Origin of the sequence: Micromonospora sp. NPDC049903, from assembly GCF_044460945.1 — a bacterium.
Classification (GTDB): domain Bacteria; phylum Actinomycetota; class Actinomycetes; order Mycobacteriales; family Micromonosporaceae; genus Micromonospora.
On the sequence record NZ_JBITKL010000001.1, the window covers coordinates 91926 to 107088 of the forward strand.

13 protein-coding genes are annotated in these 15163 nt (G+C 72.7%); 8 read left to right on the forward strand and 5 right to left on the reverse strand.

What is annotated here, in order from left to right:
• Positions 1–81 precede the first annotated feature (81 nt).
• Both ACIBO1_RS00465 and ACIBO1_RS00470 read right to left on the reverse strand, forming a co-directional pair.
• On the reverse strand, positions 82–1554 hold the full coding sequence (locus tag ACIBO1_RS00465; RefSeq protein ID WP_396740257.1) for a serine hydrolase domain-containing protein: 1473 nt from the start codon (positions 1552–1554) through the stop codon (positions 82–84).
• A gap of 58 nt (positions 1555–1612) precedes the next feature.
• Complete coding sequence (locus ACIBO1_RS00470) at positions 1613–2116, reverse strand: ArsR/SmtB family transcription factor (RefSeq protein ID WP_396740259.1); 504 nt, start codon at positions 2114–2116, stop codon at positions 1613–1615.
• A gap of 110 nt (positions 2117–2226) precedes the next feature.
• Here ACIBO1_RS00470 and ACIBO1_RS00475 point away from each other — a divergent pair, with 110 nt between their 5' ends.
• From ACIBO1_RS00475 to ACIBO1_RS00495, 5 genes are all read left to right on the forward strand, one after another.
• Complete coding sequence (locus tag ACIBO1_RS00475; protein ID WP_350693304.1) at positions 2227–3147, forward strand: AAA family ATPase; 921 nt, start codon at positions 2227–2229, stop codon at positions 3145–3147.
• A complete protein-coding gene (locus ACIBO1_RS00480; protein ID WP_396740261.1) occupies positions 3144–3380 on the forward strand; it encodes a Rho termination factor N-terminal domain-containing protein in 237 nt (78 codons plus the stop codon). Before ACIBO1_RS00475 ends, ACIBO1_RS00480 begins: the two co-directional genes overlap by 4 nt.
• A 50-nt stretch (positions 3381–3430) precedes the next feature.
• Positions 3431–4282 carry an aldo/keto reductase gene (locus tag ACIBO1_RS00485; RefSeq protein WP_396740263.1) on the forward strand — a complete coding sequence of 284 codons (852 nt, stop codon included), beginning with the start codon at positions 3431–3433 and terminating at the stop codon, positions 4280–4282.
• Between the two features lie 157 nt (positions 4283–4439).
• Positions 4440–5453, forward strand: a complete 1014-nt coding sequence (locus ACIBO1_RS00490; protein ID WP_396740265.1) for an ATP-binding cassette domain-containing protein — start codon at positions 4440–4442, stop codon at positions 5451–5453.
• On the forward strand, positions 5450–6307 hold the full coding sequence (locus tag ACIBO1_RS00495) for an ABC transporter permease (RefSeq protein ID WP_396740267.1): 858 nt from the start codon (positions 5450–5452) through the stop codon (positions 6305–6307). Before ACIBO1_RS00490 ends, ACIBO1_RS00495 begins: the two co-directional genes overlap by 4 nt.
• Positions 6308–6373: 66 nt before the next feature.
• Here ACIBO1_RS00495 and ACIBO1_RS00500 read toward each other — a convergent pair whose 3' ends face one another.
• The 3 genes from ACIBO1_RS00500 to ACIBO1_RS00510 all read right to left on the reverse strand — a co-directional run bounded on the left by ACIBO1_RS00500 (position 6374) and on the right by ACIBO1_RS00510 (position 13379).
• Positions 6374–9643 carry an ATP-binding protein gene (locus tag ACIBO1_RS00500; protein ID WP_396740269.1) on the reverse strand — a complete coding sequence of 1090 codons (3270 nt, stop codon included), beginning with the start codon at positions 9641–9643 and terminating at the stop codon, positions 6374–6376.
• 175 nt (positions 9644–9818) lie between these two features.
• Positions 9819–11153, reverse strand: a complete 1335-nt coding sequence (locus ACIBO1_RS00505; protein WP_396740271.1) for an AAA domain-containing protein — start codon at positions 11151–11153, stop codon at positions 9819–9821.
• 615 nt (positions 11154–11768) lie between these two features.
• Positions 11769–13379: a DHA2 family efflux MFS transporter permease subunit gene (locus ACIBO1_RS00510; protein WP_396740272.1), complete on the reverse strand. Its 1611-nt coding sequence runs from the start codon at positions 13377–13379 to the stop codon at positions 11769–11771.
• Positions 13380–13656: 277 nt separating this feature from the next.
• Here ACIBO1_RS00510 and ACIBO1_RS00515 point away from each other — a divergent pair, with 277 nt between their 5' ends.
• The 3 genes from ACIBO1_RS00515 to ACIBO1_RS00525 are packed head-to-tail and all read left to right on the forward strand — an operon-like array spanning position 13657 to position 15022.
• Positions 13657–14007 carry a PadR family transcriptional regulator gene (locus ACIBO1_RS00515; RefSeq protein ID WP_396740274.1) on the forward strand — a complete coding sequence of 117 codons (351 nt, stop codon included), beginning with the start codon at positions 13657–13659 and terminating at the stop codon, positions 14005–14007.
• A complete protein-coding gene (locus ACIBO1_RS00520; RefSeq protein WP_396740276.1) occupies positions 14004–14357 on the forward strand; it encodes a hypothetical protein in 354 nt (117 codons plus the stop codon). Before ACIBO1_RS00515 ends, ACIBO1_RS00520 begins: the two co-directional genes overlap by 4 nt.
• Positions 14306–15022: a hypothetical protein gene (locus ACIBO1_RS00525; protein WP_396740278.1), complete on the forward strand. Its 717-nt coding sequence runs from the start codon at positions 14306–14308 to the stop codon at positions 15020–15022. Before ACIBO1_RS00520 ends, ACIBO1_RS00525 begins: the two co-directional genes overlap by 52 nt.
• The last annotated feature ends 141 nt before the right edge of the window (positions 15023–15163 follow it).

Here is a 15163-nt window from a genome sequence, read left to right on the forward strand (position 1 = left end):
GGGCGGACTTTAACAGCTTTGATCAAGCTCGAAGCGGCGCGGCCGAACGCCGCGGAGCTGCGCATCGACCGCAGGCCATGCTCAGCCGAGCACGACGACCGCCGCCACCGCCGCCGCGACCAGCGACGCGACCGTCACCACGAGCCGCCGCCACGGCACGGCGGCCCGGTTCGTCGGCAGCCCACGCCAGCGGTACGCGACCAACGCCACCCCGGCGGCACTCAGTGCCGGGCCGACCGCCCAGAGCCAGCCGGGCACCGCCGACCAGTCGCCGAGCGCACGCCCCAGCGCGGGGTAGGCCACCGCCCAGGCCCCGGCGGAGAGCACGGTCAACCGGTCCAGCGCCGGTCGGTACGCGACACCGAGCAGCGACAGCCCACCGATGACGGTGAACAGCAGGGCGACACCCGCGCCGGCCCAGACCGGCAGCGCCGGCGTGGGACTGCCGGCCTGATCCGGCGGTACGCCGAGCAGCCGCAGCCCGATCGGCTCCACCCGCTTGTCGGTGTTCCCCAGCACCACCACCCCTCGCCCGGTGGCCCGGTCGAACCCGACGTACGAGGAGAAGCCGCCGGTGGCACCGTTGTGCCAGGTGATCTCCTGGTCGCCGTAGCGGGTGGTGAACCACCCGTACCCGATGCGGGTGCGCTCGTCGTCGTCGAAGCGCGGGTCGCGCGCGTCGGCCCCGGGCGCGGTGCCGGCGGCGGTGGCGGCGACCAGCCGGGCCAGGTCCTCGGCGGTGGACCAGTAGCCAATGCCGGCGGGGGCGTACCCGGTGCCGGTCCATGGGTCCGCGACCCGTCCGTTGCCACGGGCACCCTGCGCGTGCCCGGCCGGCAGGGCGTCGGGATCGGCGGCGTGGACGGTCGCCGTCAGGCCCAGCGGGGTGAGCAGGTCCCGGTCGACCAGCTCGGGGAAGTCGATTCCGGCCTTGGCGGCGAGGGCCTGCCCGAGCACCGCGGAACCGAGATTGGAGTAGCCGACGCTCCCCCGGCCGTCGCCGGGCGCGTGCGCGTCGGCGGCGGCCCGGACCCGGTCGGTGTCCAGTCCGGCGTACGGGTTGCCGGCGGCGACGTTGGCCCGGAGCACCCGGACCCATCCGCCCACCGAGCCGAGGTCGAGCCGGGGCAGGCCGGACCGGTGGCTGGCCAGCTCGGCCAGGGTGACCTCGCGGGCCGGACCCTCGACCGCCGGCCAGACGGCGCCGAGGGTGTCCTCGGGCCGCACCGCGCCGGCCTCGGCCTGCCGGGACAGCAGCATCCCGGTGAACACCTTCGACACCGAGCCGATCTCGAACGGGGTACCGGGTTCGACCGGCGCGCCGTCCCGGTCACGGTCGCCGAGGCCGGCGGTGCGGACCCGGCCGTCGTCGATCAGCGCGACGGCGAGACCGCGGTATCCGTCCCGGTCGGCCACTGCGGCGCGGGCCGAGGCGGCGAGGTCGGCGTCACCGGTGGTCGACGCGGTCAGCCGGGGTTCCCGGGGTTGCGCGGCGAGGCCGGCGAGACCCGCGAGGATCCCGGCGACCAGCGCGACGGCGGTCGGCTTACGCATGGGGGTGGTCCTTCCGTGCGGGGTGGTCAGCGGTCGGGGTCGGTATCGGTCGGGGTGGTCAGCGGTGGGCGGCGCTGAGGACGGCCAGCAGCGGCACCACCCGTTCGGCGGGGACGGCGTACCGGCCGCGCGCGGTGCTGCGCAGCCAGCCCGCCGCGGTGAGCTGACGCAGGTGGTGGTGCAGTTGCCCGGTGGTGCCGAGCTCCTCGATGTCGGCCAGCTCGGCGGTGCTCTGCCGGCCGGTGAGGATCTCCCGCAGCAGGCGCAGCCGCACCGGGTGGCCCAGGGCGGCGAGGATGCCGGGCAGCTCGGCCCAGTCACCGGCGAGCAGGTCGTCCACCTCCCGGCCGTACTGCCAGTCGTAGGACCGCCCGGCGACCCGGACGGTGCCGGTGTAGAGCACGGCACCCGCGCTCTCGGCGGGCAACCGCTGCTTGAGTCCGTCGAGGGCCCAGAAGGCGCCCGCCGCCGGGGTGGCCGGCTCGGTCGGCACACCGGGTCGCTCGACAAGCGCCGCGACCTGCGCCTCCAGCGCCGCCAGCCGTTCCTCCACATCCGCCATGACTCGATAATACGAACATACGTAGTTACGTGCTACACGGAAAGTCGCGCGGATGATCGAATTCACCCAGGGTGGCCGACTACCGTTCCCAGGTCTGGGGAGGTACGTCGATGTACGTGGTGTCCGTAATCAACTACAAGGGCGGGGTCGGCAAGACCACGGTGACCGCCAACCTCGGAGCCGAACTGGCCAACCGAGGGCTGAAGGTGCTGCTCATCGACCTCGACCCGCAAGCCAGCCTGACCTTCGGCTTCTACGACCCGGACGACTGGCGGGAGCGGCTACGCGACTCCCGGACCATCAAGCGGTGGTACGACGGCCTCCGCGAGGGCGACACCACCATCACTCTGGGTGATCTGGTAGTCTCCCCCGGTCCGGCGAACAGTCGGCTCTCGGGAGCCGGGCGGCTCGACCTGATCGCCTCGCATCTGCAACTGGTCGACATCGACCTGGCCCTGGCCCGCAGCGTCGCCGGTGGCGAGGAGTACGACGCCGAGCTGTTCCGGGTACGCGGCTCGCTCGCCGAGGGGCTGCTCGCCGACGGGCTGGAGCCGTACGACATGGTGCTGATCGACTGTCCGCCGAACTTCAACGTGGTCACGCAGTCCGCCATCATCGCCAGCGACCATCTGGTGATCCCGGCCAAGGCCGACTACCTGTCCACCCTCGGCATCGACTACCTGCACGGCAACGTGCGGGAGCTGGTCGAGCAGTACAACGCCGACGCCCGACGGTTCGCCACCGTACGCCGACACCAGAAGGTCGCCCCCGGCGTGGCCGGCGTGGTCTTCACGATGATCCAGTTGCTCGCGCAGCGGCCGATCGCCACCCACCAGGGCTACATGGACCAGGTCCGCAACCTGGGGCTGCCGGTCTTCCCGACGGCGCTGCGGGAGAACGTCACCCTCTACGCCACGAACACCCCGCGCGGGGTGCCGGTGGTGCTGCGCGACCGGGTCACCGTGCCCGCCGTCCGCGCCGAGCTGCGCCAGCTAGCCACCGAGTTCCTCGACCACCTGCAACCCGCGTGAGGGCGACGGAGGCCGCCGACGCGGCGCGGATGGCCGCCCGGCTGGCGGCCATGACCAGCCGGGCCGACGGCACGGCGTACCTGTCAGCGCGGTCGACACGCGAGCTGCGGGAGTTGGCCGCGCAGGTCGGCCTGCGCGGTCTCGGCGGACTGCGCAAGGCGGAACTGGTCGAGCGGATCGTGGACGCCACCATCGGCTACCGCCTGAACTCCACCGCCCTGCGCCGCCTCTGACGCCTGACCTGGAACGTGAGAAGAGGCCGGTCAGCGGGTATGTCGACCCCATGACAAGCACGATTCCGGACATTTCACTCAATGACGGCAACTCGATTCCGCAGCTGGGGTTCGGGGTGTTCCAGATCGACCCGAAGGACACCGCCGACGCGGTACGCACCGCGCTGGACGTCGGCTACCGACACATCGACACCGCCGAGATGTACGGCAACGAGGCCGAGGTCGGCCAGGGCGTACGCACCGCCGGGGTGGCCCGGGAGGACGTCTTCGTCACCAGCAAGCTGAGCAACGCCTGCCACCGGCCCGACGACGCGCGCAGCGCGTTCCAGGCGACGCTGGACGCGCTGCGGACCGACTACATCGACCTCTTCCTCATCCACTGGCCGCTGCCGACCCGCTACGACGGCGACTTCGTCTCTACCTGGAAGGTGCTGGAGGAGTTCCGCGCCGACGGCCGGGCGAAGTCGATCGGGGTGTCCAACTTCCAGGTGCCGCACCTGGAACGGCTGGCCGCCGAGACTGAGGTGGTGCCGGCGGTCAACCAGATCGAGGCGCACCCGTACTTCCCGAACGACGAGGTACGCGAGTACGGCGCGAAGAACGGCATCGTCACCCAAGCCTGGTCGCCGATCGCCCAGGGCGCGGTGCTCGGTGACCCGACCATCGCCGACATCGCCGAGCAGGTCGGTCGGACGCCGGCCCAGGTGGTGCTGCGCTGGCACGTCCAGCGGGGCGACGTGATCTTCCCCAAGTCGACCACGCCGACGCGGATCGAGGAGAACGCCGGCATCTTCGACTTCGCGCTGGACGACGCCACCATGGAACGGATCACGCTGCTGGGCCGGGGCGAGGCCGGTCGGCAGGGTGCCCACCCGGACACCTTCGACTACATTCCGGCCTGACCGTCTGGTGGCTCCGCCACCCCGGGCGAACCGGCGCACCACAGCCGCCGCTAGATCGGATCTAGCGGCGGCTGTCCGTGGTCTCGCGCCTGTAGCACGACGACGTCGTTGTAGCAGGCGGACGGCGACGGGACGAACGGAAGGAAACACCGAGATCATGAATAGACGCACCACCGGCCTCGCCATCGAGGCCGAGGGCCTGACCCGGTCGTTCGGTGAGACGCGGGCGCTCGCCGGACTCGACCTCCAGGTGCCCGCAGGTGCCGTGTACGGGGTACTCGGGCCGAACGGGGCCGGGAAGACCACCGCGGTCCGGATCCTGGCGACGTTGCTGCGTCCGGACGGCGGGCGGGCCCGGGTCTTCGGGCACGACGTGGTCACCGAGGCCGAAGCGGTCCGCGCCCGGGTCAGCCTGACCGGCCAGTACGCCTCGGTGGACGAGGACCTGACCGGCACCGAGAACCTGGTCCTGCTGGGCCGGCTGCTCGGACTGCGCAAGCCGGCCGCACGGGAGCGGGCCGCGCAGTTGCTGGCCGCGTTCGGGCTGACCGAGGCGGCCGGGCGACAGGTCAAGAAGTACTCCGGCGGTATGCGCCGACGCATCGACATCGCGGCCAGCATCCTCAGCACCCCGGACCTGCTCTTCCTCGACGAGCCCACGACCGGGCTGGACCCGCGCAGCCGCAACCAGGTGTGGGAGATCGTCCGGGCGGTGGTGGCACACGGCACGACCGTGCTGCTGACCACGCAGTACCTGGACGAGGCCGACCAGCTGGCCGGGCGGATCGCGGTGGTCGACCACGGCCGGGTGATCGCGGAGGGCACCCCGGGCGAACTCAAGTCCTCGGTCGGATCCGGCACCGTGCACCTGCGGCTGCGGGACGCGGACCAGCGCCCCGAGGCGCAGCGACTGCTGGAGGCCGTGCTCGGCGTGGCGGTGCAACTGGACGCCGACCCGGTGGCGATCACCGCGCGGGTCGGCGAGGCCGGCAGCGACCTCGACGCCAGCGCGCAGGCCGCGAAGGCACTGGGCGAGCTGACCCGCGCCGGGATCGTGGTGGACGACTTCTCGCTCGGCCAGCCGAGCCTGGACGAGGTCTTCCTGGCCCTGACCGACCGTCCCGCCGAGCCGACCGCCGAGCGCGACGACGAGCTGGAGGCAGCCCGATGAGCAGCGACACCGCCACCTCCACCGGCCCGGCGCCGTCGGTCTACGTACCCTCCTCGGAGGCGTTGGCGACGGTGCTCGCACCGGCGGCGCGCCCGCCCCGCCCGAGCCCGCTCGCGGCGTCGCTGACCTTCAGCTGGCGCGCCATGCTGAAGATCAAGCACGTGCCGGAGCAGCTCTTCGACGTCACCATGTTCCCGATCATCATGGTGCTGATGTTCACGTACCTGTTCGGCGGCGCGCTCGCTGGCGATCCGCGTGACTACCTGCAGTTCTTCCTGCCGGGCATCATGGTGACCAGCGTCGTGATGATCACCATGTACACCGCCGTCGGGCTGAACACCGACATCGAGAAGGGCATCTTCGACCGGTTCCGGACGCTGCCGGTGTGGCGGCCCGCCGCCCTGGTCGGCATGATCTTCGGGGACGTGCTGCGCTACGTCCTCGCCGCCACGGTGATCCTCACCCTGGGACTGGTGCTCGGCTTCCGTCCCGAGGGCGGGCTACTCGGGGTGCTCGCCGGGATCGGCCTGCTGGTGGTCTTCTCGTTCGCGTTCTCCTGGGTCTGGACGCTGTTCGGGCTGATCATGCGCAACGAGAAGTCGGTGATGGGCGTCAGCATGATGGTGCTGTTCCCGCTGACCTTCCTGAGCAACGTCTTCGTCGACCCGTCCACCATGCCCGGCTGGCTCCAGGCGTTCGTCAAGGCGAACCCGATCACGCACCTGGTGTCCTCGGTCCGCGCCGCGATGGGCGGCACGTCGGACACGTCGAGCATGATGTGGACCTTCGGCTGGAGCGTGTTGTTCGTGGTGGTCTTCGGCAGCCTCACGATGTATCGCTACAACCGCCGCTGACCCTCGACCGCCGGACCGGCTCCGGGTAGCGCCCCCGCCCAGGAGGGTGCTCCCGGAGCCGGCCGGTCACAGCCGCCAGGGCACCGGCACGCCGGGAAGATAACGGCAGGCGGCACCGGTGGAGACGGTCTCGCGCAGGTGTCCGGCCAGCGGCGGATGTCGTTCGTCGAGGCGGCGCAGAGTGTCCCTGATCCGGGCGGTGACCGTCTTACGGGCCCGCTCCGCCTCGTCACCCAGTCGGCGGGTCCGCCCGGCCAGCCCGGCGGCCGACCGCAACTGCGCGATCAACGCACCGCGTTCGGCGTCCAGCACGGCCACCTTCGACTCGTCGCCACGGCTCGCCGCCCGGTCGATCTCGTCGTCGAGGCGGGTCAGGTGACGTCGGTAGCGGTTCCTCGCCTCCTCGTCGAGCACCTCGTCACCACCCATCCGCCGGGCCGCCACCAGCTCCGGACCGGCGGCCGGGTCGAGCAGCTCGACGGCGGGCACGTCGACACCGGGCCGACCGAGCAGCAGCCGCAGGTCGTGCAGCCCCTTGGCGTCCGGCAGGTGCACGGTGACGCCCTGGTAGGTGAGCCGCCAGACCGCCCCGTCGCGGCGGAACTCGTACGCCGGGGCCGGTGGCGTCGGGGCCGGGCGGGTCGGCGTACCCGTCGGGGCCGGGGCCGAGTGACCGCGCGGAGTGTCGTCGGCGAGCCGGGCGAGCACCTGCGGCAGATCGAGGTCGCGGGCCTCGTCCCGGGCGGTCGCCCGGATCGCGGCGGCGGTGGCGGCGTCCCCCGGGCGGCCTCGGGCGACGAGGGCGTCGGCGAGCGCCACCCGGGCGAACAGGGCCCACGGCCGGGCGCCCATCCGGTCGGCGGCGTCGCGAGCTGCGGTGAATTGGGTGACCGCGTCGTCCCACCGCCGGTCGGCGGCATCGACCACGCCCAGCCAGTGGTCCACCGGGCCACTGAGGTCGCAGCCGAACAACGAGACCAGCCACTGACCCTGGTACGGCAGCAGCGCCTGTCGCGCCTCGGCGCACCGCCCGGGGTCGGCGACCGTGGCCTGGGCGCGCAGTCGCAGCCAGAGCGGGGCGACCGGGCCGGTGAACGTGGCTCCGGCGGCGTCGAGCTCAGCGGTGATGCGGGTGGCGGTGCGGTGGTCACCGCGTTCGGCGGCGGTGATGCCCCGCAGCAGCGTCCGGTGCGGGTGCTCGCCGTCGGCCAGCCCGTCCACCAGGTCGTCCGCCGCGTCGAACTCACCCCGCAGCATGAGATATGACCAGCGCAGGTGGTGGCCGAGGAAGCTGTGGTCGGCGTGCTCCCACTCGTCGAGGTCACCCAGCTCGAAGTAGCAGGTCTCGGCCTCGGCGAAGTCGCCACGGAAGGCGCTGGTGATCCCGCCGTCGATGGCTGCCGCCATCTCGTGGCGCGGTCGGCCGGTCAGCCGGGCGGCGGTCACGAAGGCGGTCAGCTCGTCCTGGTAGCGCGGATCGCCGAGTTCGAGCAACGCCACCCAGCGCAGCGAGGTGGCCCACAGCTCGGTCTCCCGATCACCGCCGCGCCGAGCCACCTCGCGGATCTCGGCGGTGATCGCGACCCGGTCGGCTGCGGTGCCCGGCCCCCAGGTGGCGTCGTGCCGGGCCCACAGGCTGAAGGCGAGCGCGTCGTCGTCGTGCACCCGGCGGGCGAGGGCCTCGGTGGCGGTGATCAGGTCGGCTTCCAACCGTCGGACCGGGGCCACCTCGGCGGGCTCGCCGACCAGCCGCCGGTACGCCTCGCGGACCAACCCCTCGGCGTCGACGGCGATCCGAGAATTGGTCTGGCGGTGCCGGTGCACGTTGAGGGCGAAGCGGGCCAGCAGCGCCGGATCGTCGGTGCTCAGCGCCAGGGCGGCGGTCTCGGCGAGGATCTGGTCGGCCTCGTCCCGGCCGCCGGTGTGGAAGAGGCGGTCGACCAGCTCGATCATGATCTTGATCCGTTGGGACGAGTCCGTCGCCACCGTCGCCGCCCGGCGCAGGTGCACGGCCGACTCCTCCAGCGCCAACCGGCAGGCCGCGTCACGGGCGGCGGCGAGCAGCAACTCCGCGCGCCGGTACGCCTCCAGGTGCCCGTCGGCGAGCCAGGCGTGCCGGGCCAGGTCGGCCGGGATCAGCCACTCGCCGAGCGCGGCGTGCTCATCGACGGCGCGGACGACGGCGGCGTGCCGCACCCGGCGCTCGCTCTCGGCGAGACCGTCGTACAGGGTCTCGCGGACCAGGTCGTGCGCGAAGGTGTACCGGCCGTCGCCGCCGGAGAGCACGAGCCGCGCGGTCACCGCCACGTCCAGCAGGGCGTCGAGCCGGGCCGGTGGCCGACCGGCACTCGCCGCCAGGACCGCCGCGTGGAACTCCCGCCCGAGGACCGCGGCGACCGTCAGCACGTCGACCACCTCGGCGGGCAACCGGTCGAGCCGCCGCCGCACCACCTCGCGTACGCCGGGCGGGATGCCGGCCAGTTGCCCGTCGGAGTGCCACAGCCGGGCGGTCTGCTCCACGAAGAACGGGTTGCCGCCGGTACGCCGGTACACGTCGTCGACGCAGTGCGGATCCGGTTCCCGGCCGGCGGTGCGGGTCATCAACGCGCCGACCTCGTCCCGGGACAGGCCGGTGAGGGTGATCGGGGTGGCCTTGGCCACCAGCGACATCAGCAGCGGCCGCAGCGGATGGTCCTCCGCCTCCACCTCCGCGTCCCGGTACGTCCCGACCAGCAGCAACCGCTCGAACCAGGTGTGCTGGGCGGCGAACCGCAGCAGCCGCACCGACGCCGCGTCGGACCAGTGCAGGTCGTCCAGGACCACCAGCACCGGCCGGCGCTGGGAGACCGCGACCAGGGCGGCGGTGACCAAGTCATAGAGCGCGAACGCCTCCCGCTCGGCCGTGTCACCGTCACCGTGCCCGACCGTCGGCGGCAGCAGCCCGTCCGCGCTCGTGGTGACCGGCGTCATCAGCGCCGAGCCGTGCGACCTCGGCGTGGGATCCACCTCGCCGAGCAGCAGCCGCAACGCCGGCTCGGCCGACTCGCGTGCCACCGCCCAGTCCTCCGGCGACCGGCGCAGACCGCGCAGCACCTGCACCCAGGGCCAGTAGCCGGGCGCGCTTGCCGAGTCCCAGCAGGCCGCCCCGAGCACCAGCGCACCCTGCCGGCGGGCCTCGTCGGCGGCCGACGTGACCAGGGTCGTCTTGCCGATCCCCGGCTCACCGGTGACCAGGACCAGCCCACCGTGGCTGGCAGCGGCCCGGTCGACCTCGGCGCGCAGCAGACCGGCGGGATGGTCCCGTCCGATCATCACGCCGCTGGGCCGCGCCCTCATGGCACCCGACGGTAGCCGACACGACCGACAGACCCGTACCGATCGGCCACGGCACCGCGCTGGTCGGCCTCGGCCCGCCGACCCACGGCGGCCCTGCCCACGGCGGGTTGCCCGACGACGGCCTGACCGGCGGTGGTGCCGGGCGGGACCGGCTGCCGGGTTGGGGCGCCCGAGGTCACGCGTCGGGGCCGACCGGGCCGAGCGCCGCCAGGTGGGCGAGGACGGCCTGGTTGGCCTCCCAGCCGTCGGGGAACTTCACCGGCACGTCCAGCTGCGGCGCCTCGGTCGACGGGTGAGCGTCAAGCAGCTCGCCGATGCCCGCGCGGGCCACCACCACGCAGGCCTGCCGGTGCCGGGAGGCGAGCACGCAGAGTCGCCCCGACTCCAGGTGGAAGGCGGTCGCGTCGCGGCGGCCGGAGAGCGGGTGCAGCACGATCGTCATCTCGTACTCGCGGCCCTGGAGCCGGTTGGCGGTGTCCACGGTGATGCCCGCTCCCGCCTCGCCCAGCAGCGACCGGATCACCGCGACCTGGTCGCGGTGCGCGGCACCGACGGCGATCCGGTCCGCCGTCACCGGCGCGCCGCCGGGCGACTGCTCGCAGATCGCGACCGCACCGCGCCGCAGCACCCGCAGGGCGAGCGCGGCACACGCGGCGGCGGCCTCGGCGTCGGTACGCAGGGTGTGCCGGGCCGGCAGCTCATAGAGCGCCCAGCCGTCGGCGGCGGCCAACTCCACCGCCCGGTCGAGGGCATCGCCCGACCCCGTCTCGGTGAAGTGCAGCGCCCGTTGGGTGGCGACCGTGCCGGCACGGAACTCGGTGAACGGGTAGAACGCCCGCGACACGACCGGGGCGGCCGAGGCCGGCAGCCGCCACGACACGGGCAGCCGGTGCACCGGCAACTGCGGGTTGTGCCGCAGCAGCACGGCCACCGCCGACTGCATCGGATCCCAGGTCAGCCCCGCCCACCGGCCGGTCTCGACGGTGGAGAACGGATCGAGCTGCCCGGGGTCACCTACGAACAACGCCCGTTCGAACCTGCCGGCCACGCGCAGCAACGCGTCCGAGCGCATCTGGTACGCCTCGTCCACGATCGCCCACGGCCACGAGCCCTCGGCGACCGTGGCCCACTTTGCGGCCGTACCGATGACCACGGCCGAGGCGGCGAGGTCGGTGACCTTCGCGGCGATCCGGACCTGGTCGTGTGCGCTCACCCGCTCCGACGGCCGGTAGTCCCCGGCGGAAAGCCGCCCGATCCGCAGCTCGGGCGCCTTCCGGGCAAGCCGGTCGATCAGGTCGTCGACCTGCTCGTTGGTCTGCGCGATGATCATCAACGGCTCACCGGTGCCGGCCAGCTCGACGGCAGCCCGCACCACCAGCGTGGACTTGCCCGCCCCGGGTGGCGAGTCGACCACCACACCCCGGTGCTCGCCGGACCGCAGGTCGGCCAGCACGGTCGTGATCACCCGTTCCGCCTCGATCCCCGGCGGCACCGTCAACTGCGGCAGCATCGTCCCCACCCCCATTCGGCGTCCCGCGACCCTACCGCCGTACGCACCACCGCCTGACGCGCCGCACCCAACCGCCGTTTGGCGCGCCGCACCCGACTGCCAGGGGCACCGGCCCCGTCGTGCCGATCCGCCGCCCACCGGCAAGGCCGGACAGGTCGGGCGCGCCGCAAGGGTCGGCCCGACCTACCGCAACCGATGGGCTGACCACCCAAGACCATGCTCGATCCAGGATCGAGTGGCTTCACGAACACGACGAGACCACTCGATCCTGGATCGAGCGCGATCTTGCGCGGCACGCGGCATGCGAGTGCGGCGCACGGTGCGTGACATACGGCGCATGGCACGCGGCGCGGCGCGGGATGCGGGCGCACAGGCGCGGCGCGGGCGCGCGACGCGGGGGGCCGACGCGGTGCAGGGTGCCGACGCGGTGCGGGGTGCGGGCGCGCGGCGTCGGGGGATGGGGGCTGCGGCGACACGGGCTGAGGCGCGGCGTGCGACGGTGCGGCCGGGCGATTCGGACGAGCAGTTCCCGCAACGGTCGGGTGCGGCCACCCCGATTCAGGGTGGCCGCACACGTGCCAGCGGTCTCGAGTGGTCAGCGGTGACCCGGTGCGCTCAGTGCACGATGACCGGGGCCCGGGGCGCCTCGCCGGGCTGCTCCCCCGGCTGGTCGTCCAGCAGGTGCGACCGCTCCCGCCGCCTGGGCAGGAACGCGGCCGGGATGAACGTCGCCGCCACCAGGGCGAACGCCACCCAGAAGGTGGTCGCGAAGGAGTTGGCGGCGAAGTCGAGACCGCGCTCGATGATCGACGGGTCGGGCACCTGCTGGGCCAGTTCCGGCCGCTGCTGGGCGGCGATCGCCAACCCGGCCTCGGTGACCGGCTCGCCGTTCGGGCCGGTCAGGCCCGGGATCGGCTGGGACTTGTTGAACTCGTTGGTGAGGATCACCGACATCACCGCCGCGCCGACCGAACCGCCGATCTGCTGGAGGATGTTCACCAGCGTGGAGCCCCGCGCGACTTCGTGCCCGGTCAGCGTCTTCAACGCCGAGGTCATGATCGGCATCATCGTGCCGCCCATGCCCAGGCCCATCACGAACAGCGAGCCGCAGAGCAGCACGTACGAGGTGTCCGCGTCGAGCTGGGTGAAGGTGAAGAACCCGGCGAGGATCAGCGCCAACGCGAACGGCACCGTCCGGCCGACCGGCACCTTATCGGCGAGCATGCCGGCGATCGGCATGGTGACCATCGCGCCGAGGCCCTGTGGTGCCATCAGCAGACCGGCGTGCAGCGTCGACTCACCGCGCACCTGGAGGAAGTAGCTGGGGAAGAGCAGCCCGGCGCCCATGAACGCGATGATGAAGACGAACATGGTCACCGCCGCGACGGTCAGCCGGCGGTTGCTGAACAGCCGCAGGTCGAGCAGCGGGTGCTTGGGCTTGAAGGAGTAGAACACGAACGCCACCACCAGCACGGCGCCGACCAGCATCGGGCCCCAGACCTCCGGCTCGGCGAAGGTGCCGGTCTCGGGCAGCGTGGAGACGCCGTAGAGGAAGAGGGCCAGACCGGGCGAGAGCATCAGCATGCCGACGAAGTCGAACGACTGGGAGGGCTGTGCGGCGTCCTTCGGCAGCGCAAGCTGTGCGTAGATCAGCGCGACCACACCGATCGGCAGGTTGATCAGGAAGATCCAGTGCCAGCTCGCCACGTCGATCAGCCAGCCGCCGAGGATCGGGCCGCTGATCGGGCCGAGCAGCATCGGGATGCCGAGCACGGCCATCAACCGGCCGATCCGGTTCGGGCCGGCCGCCCGGGTCATGATCGCCATGCCGATCGGCATGAGCATGCCGCCGCCGAGCCCCTGGAGCACCCGGTATCCGATGAGCTGCCCGATGGTGTCCGCCGTGGCGCAGAGGCCGGACCCGATGGTGAACAGCGCCAACGCGATCATGTAGAGGCGTTTGGTGCCGAACCGGTCGGCGGCCCATCCGCTGAGCGGGATGACCGTGGCCAGTGCCAGCGTGTAACCGGTCATCGTCCACGCGACGCGGGCGTACGAGGCGTCGAACTCGCTCTGGAAGGTCGGCAGCGCGACGCTGACCACCGTCACGTCGAGGATCGACATGATCGCACCGAGCACGACGACGCCAGCCACCTTGAGCACCGCGGCGTCGAGTTTGTCCGATGTCGGGACAGGTTGCGGTGCCGCGACAGATTGCTGTGCCACGAAGTCTCCTGTTGTCGGATCTGACCGAAGGACGAGCGGTGGTGGCCGACGCGGTGCCAATGGACCGGCCCGACGTGCGGAAGGGGCGATGCCCGCAGCGCAGATTAGCCCCCACCGCCGACACTCCGCCGCCCGTTTAGCGGCCGGCAGACCGGTGTTCCTCGTCACCGCCCGGTCCCGCGACTACTTGCCGAATCCAACTAGTCTGAGATAGAACTAGTTGGGCTGACGGAATACCCTCCCGAAGCGACTAGTTCGGAAGGCGGTGCAACGAACGATGGGTGCCACAGTCGACCCGGCGACAGGTTGGCTCCGCGCGAGCCTGGGGCTGGCCGTCCTGGCCGTTCTCACCGAGGGCGAACGGCACGGCTACGCCCTCGCGCAGCGACTGGCCGATCACGGCCTCGACGCCGTACGCGGTGGCGCGCTCTATCCGGTGCTGGGCCGGCTGGAGGCCGACGGGGCAGTGTGCTCCGACTGGCTGCCCGGCGAACGCGGGCCCGGACGCAAGGCCTACTCGATCACCACGGCGGGCCGGCAACGCCTGGCGGAGGAGCGCGCCCGCTGGGGCGAGTTCACCGCGGCGTTCGACCGACTCCTGACCGCAACCGGAGAGGACACGAGATGACGGAGCCGTTCGAGCGTTGGGAGTTGCCGACCCGGCTCGCCCTCAGCGACCAGGGCGTCGGCCATCACCTGGCGAACCCGATCATCGCGGACGTCCGTACCCATTGCGAACTCAGCGGCCAGAGCCCGTACGACGCCTTCGGCGACCCGGAGGAGTTCGCCCTGACCGCGGCGGCCGAACAACCGGCACACCTGCGGGAGAACGTGGACCGCAACGGCATGCTCCCGGCCGACTACCTGAGCGGCTCGGTCTTCGCCCTGGTCGTGCTGGGCCGGGCGCCACGATCTTCTACGCAGTCTTGGAAGGGACCCTCACCTTCACCACCACACCCGCCGGCCTGGCCGGGTTGATCATGGTCTGCCTGGGCTTCACCGCCTGCGCCGTCCCCAACGCGCTGCGCGCCGCCGGGCGCCCAAAACTGGCCATCTGGTCGTTCGCGCTGGTCGGCCTCTTCGTCGTGCTGGGCGCGTTGAGCTTCGTGCTCCTGCCCAAGGAGCCGGCCGCCCGCATCCCGGTGCTCGGCATCGTCGTGGCCGCACTGCTCCTGCTCTGGCTGATGACCCGGCAACCGGCCGCCCCGAAGCAGCCGGTCGACTACGTCCCGCCCACCCCGCGCACCGCACCCGACGACGACCCCGCCGCCTGGTACCGCCGCCTGTCCGGCCTGCTGGTCGGCCGCTACGACCTCCCGGCCGAGCGCGCCGCCGACCTGGCCCGCGAGGCCCACGACCACCTGGCCGCCGCCGGCGGCACCCCCACCGCCGAGTTCGGCCCGGTCGAGGAGTACGCCCGCGACCTCGCCGAGCACGAGCCGCAGCGACGCGTACCCTTCTGGCGCACCACCGGCGCGGAGCTGGTCGCCGCCCTGGTCGCCGTCCAGCTCGGCATCGCCGCCTTCTTCGCCTGGACCGACGAGGGGCACCTCTGGGCCGCGTACGGCGTCGCCCTGCCCGGCACCGTACTCGCCTTCGGTGCCGCCGTCCGACTGGCCCTGCGCCTGCTCAAGCGCCACTGACCCGGCCGTGGGGCGGGGGCGGGCCCCCCCCGGGGGGGGGGGGGGGGGGCCCCCCCCCCCGCCCCCCCCCCCCCCGCCCCCCCGGGGGGGGGGGGCCCCCCCCCGGGCCCCCCCCCCCCCCCCCCCCCCCCCCGGACGCCC

Excerpts from the sequence above, each read along its gene's own strand:
- ACIBO1_RS00500 (WP_396740269.1), bottom strand. The coding sequence starts at position 9,643 with ATGAGGGCGCGGCCCAGCGGCGTGATGATCGGACGGGACCATCCCGCC.
- ACIBO1_RS00470 (WP_396740259.1), bottom strand. The coding sequence starts at position 2,116 with ATGGCGGATGTGGAGGAACGGCTGGCGGCGCTGGAGGCGCAGGTCGCG.
- ACIBO1_RS00490 (WP_396740265.1), top strand. The coding sequence starts at position 4,440 with ATGAATAGACGCACCACCGGCCTCGCCATCGAGGCCGAGGGCCTGACC.
- ACIBO1_RS00485 (WP_396740263.1), top strand. The coding sequence starts at position 3,431 with ATGACAAGCACGATTCCGGACATTTCACTCAATGACGGCAACTCGATT.
- ACIBO1_RS00505 (WP_396740271.1), bottom strand. The coding sequence starts at position 11,153 with ATGCTGCCGCAGTTGACGGTGCCGCCGGGGATCGAGGCGGAACGGGTG.
- ACIBO1_RS00465 (WP_396740257.1), bottom strand. The coding sequence starts at position 1,554 with ATGCGTAAGCCGACCGCCGTCGCGCTGGTCGCCGGGATCCTCGCGGGT.
- ACIBO1_RS00495 (WP_396740267.1), top strand. The coding sequence starts at position 5,450 with ATGAGCAGCGACACCGCCACCTCCACCGGCCCGGCGCCGTCGGTCTAC.
- ACIBO1_RS00475 (WP_350693304.1), top strand. The coding sequence starts at position 2,227 with ATGTACGTGGTGTCCGTAATCAACTACAAGGGCGGGGTCGGCAAGACC.
- ACIBO1_RS00520 (WP_396740276.1), top strand. The coding sequence starts at position 14,004 with ATGACGGAGCCGTTCGAGCGTTGGGAGTTGCCGACCCGGCTCGCCCTC.
- ACIBO1_RS00515 (WP_396740274.1), top strand. The coding sequence starts at position 13,657 with ATGGGTGCCACAGTCGACCCGGCGACAGGTTGGCTCCGCGCGAGCCTG.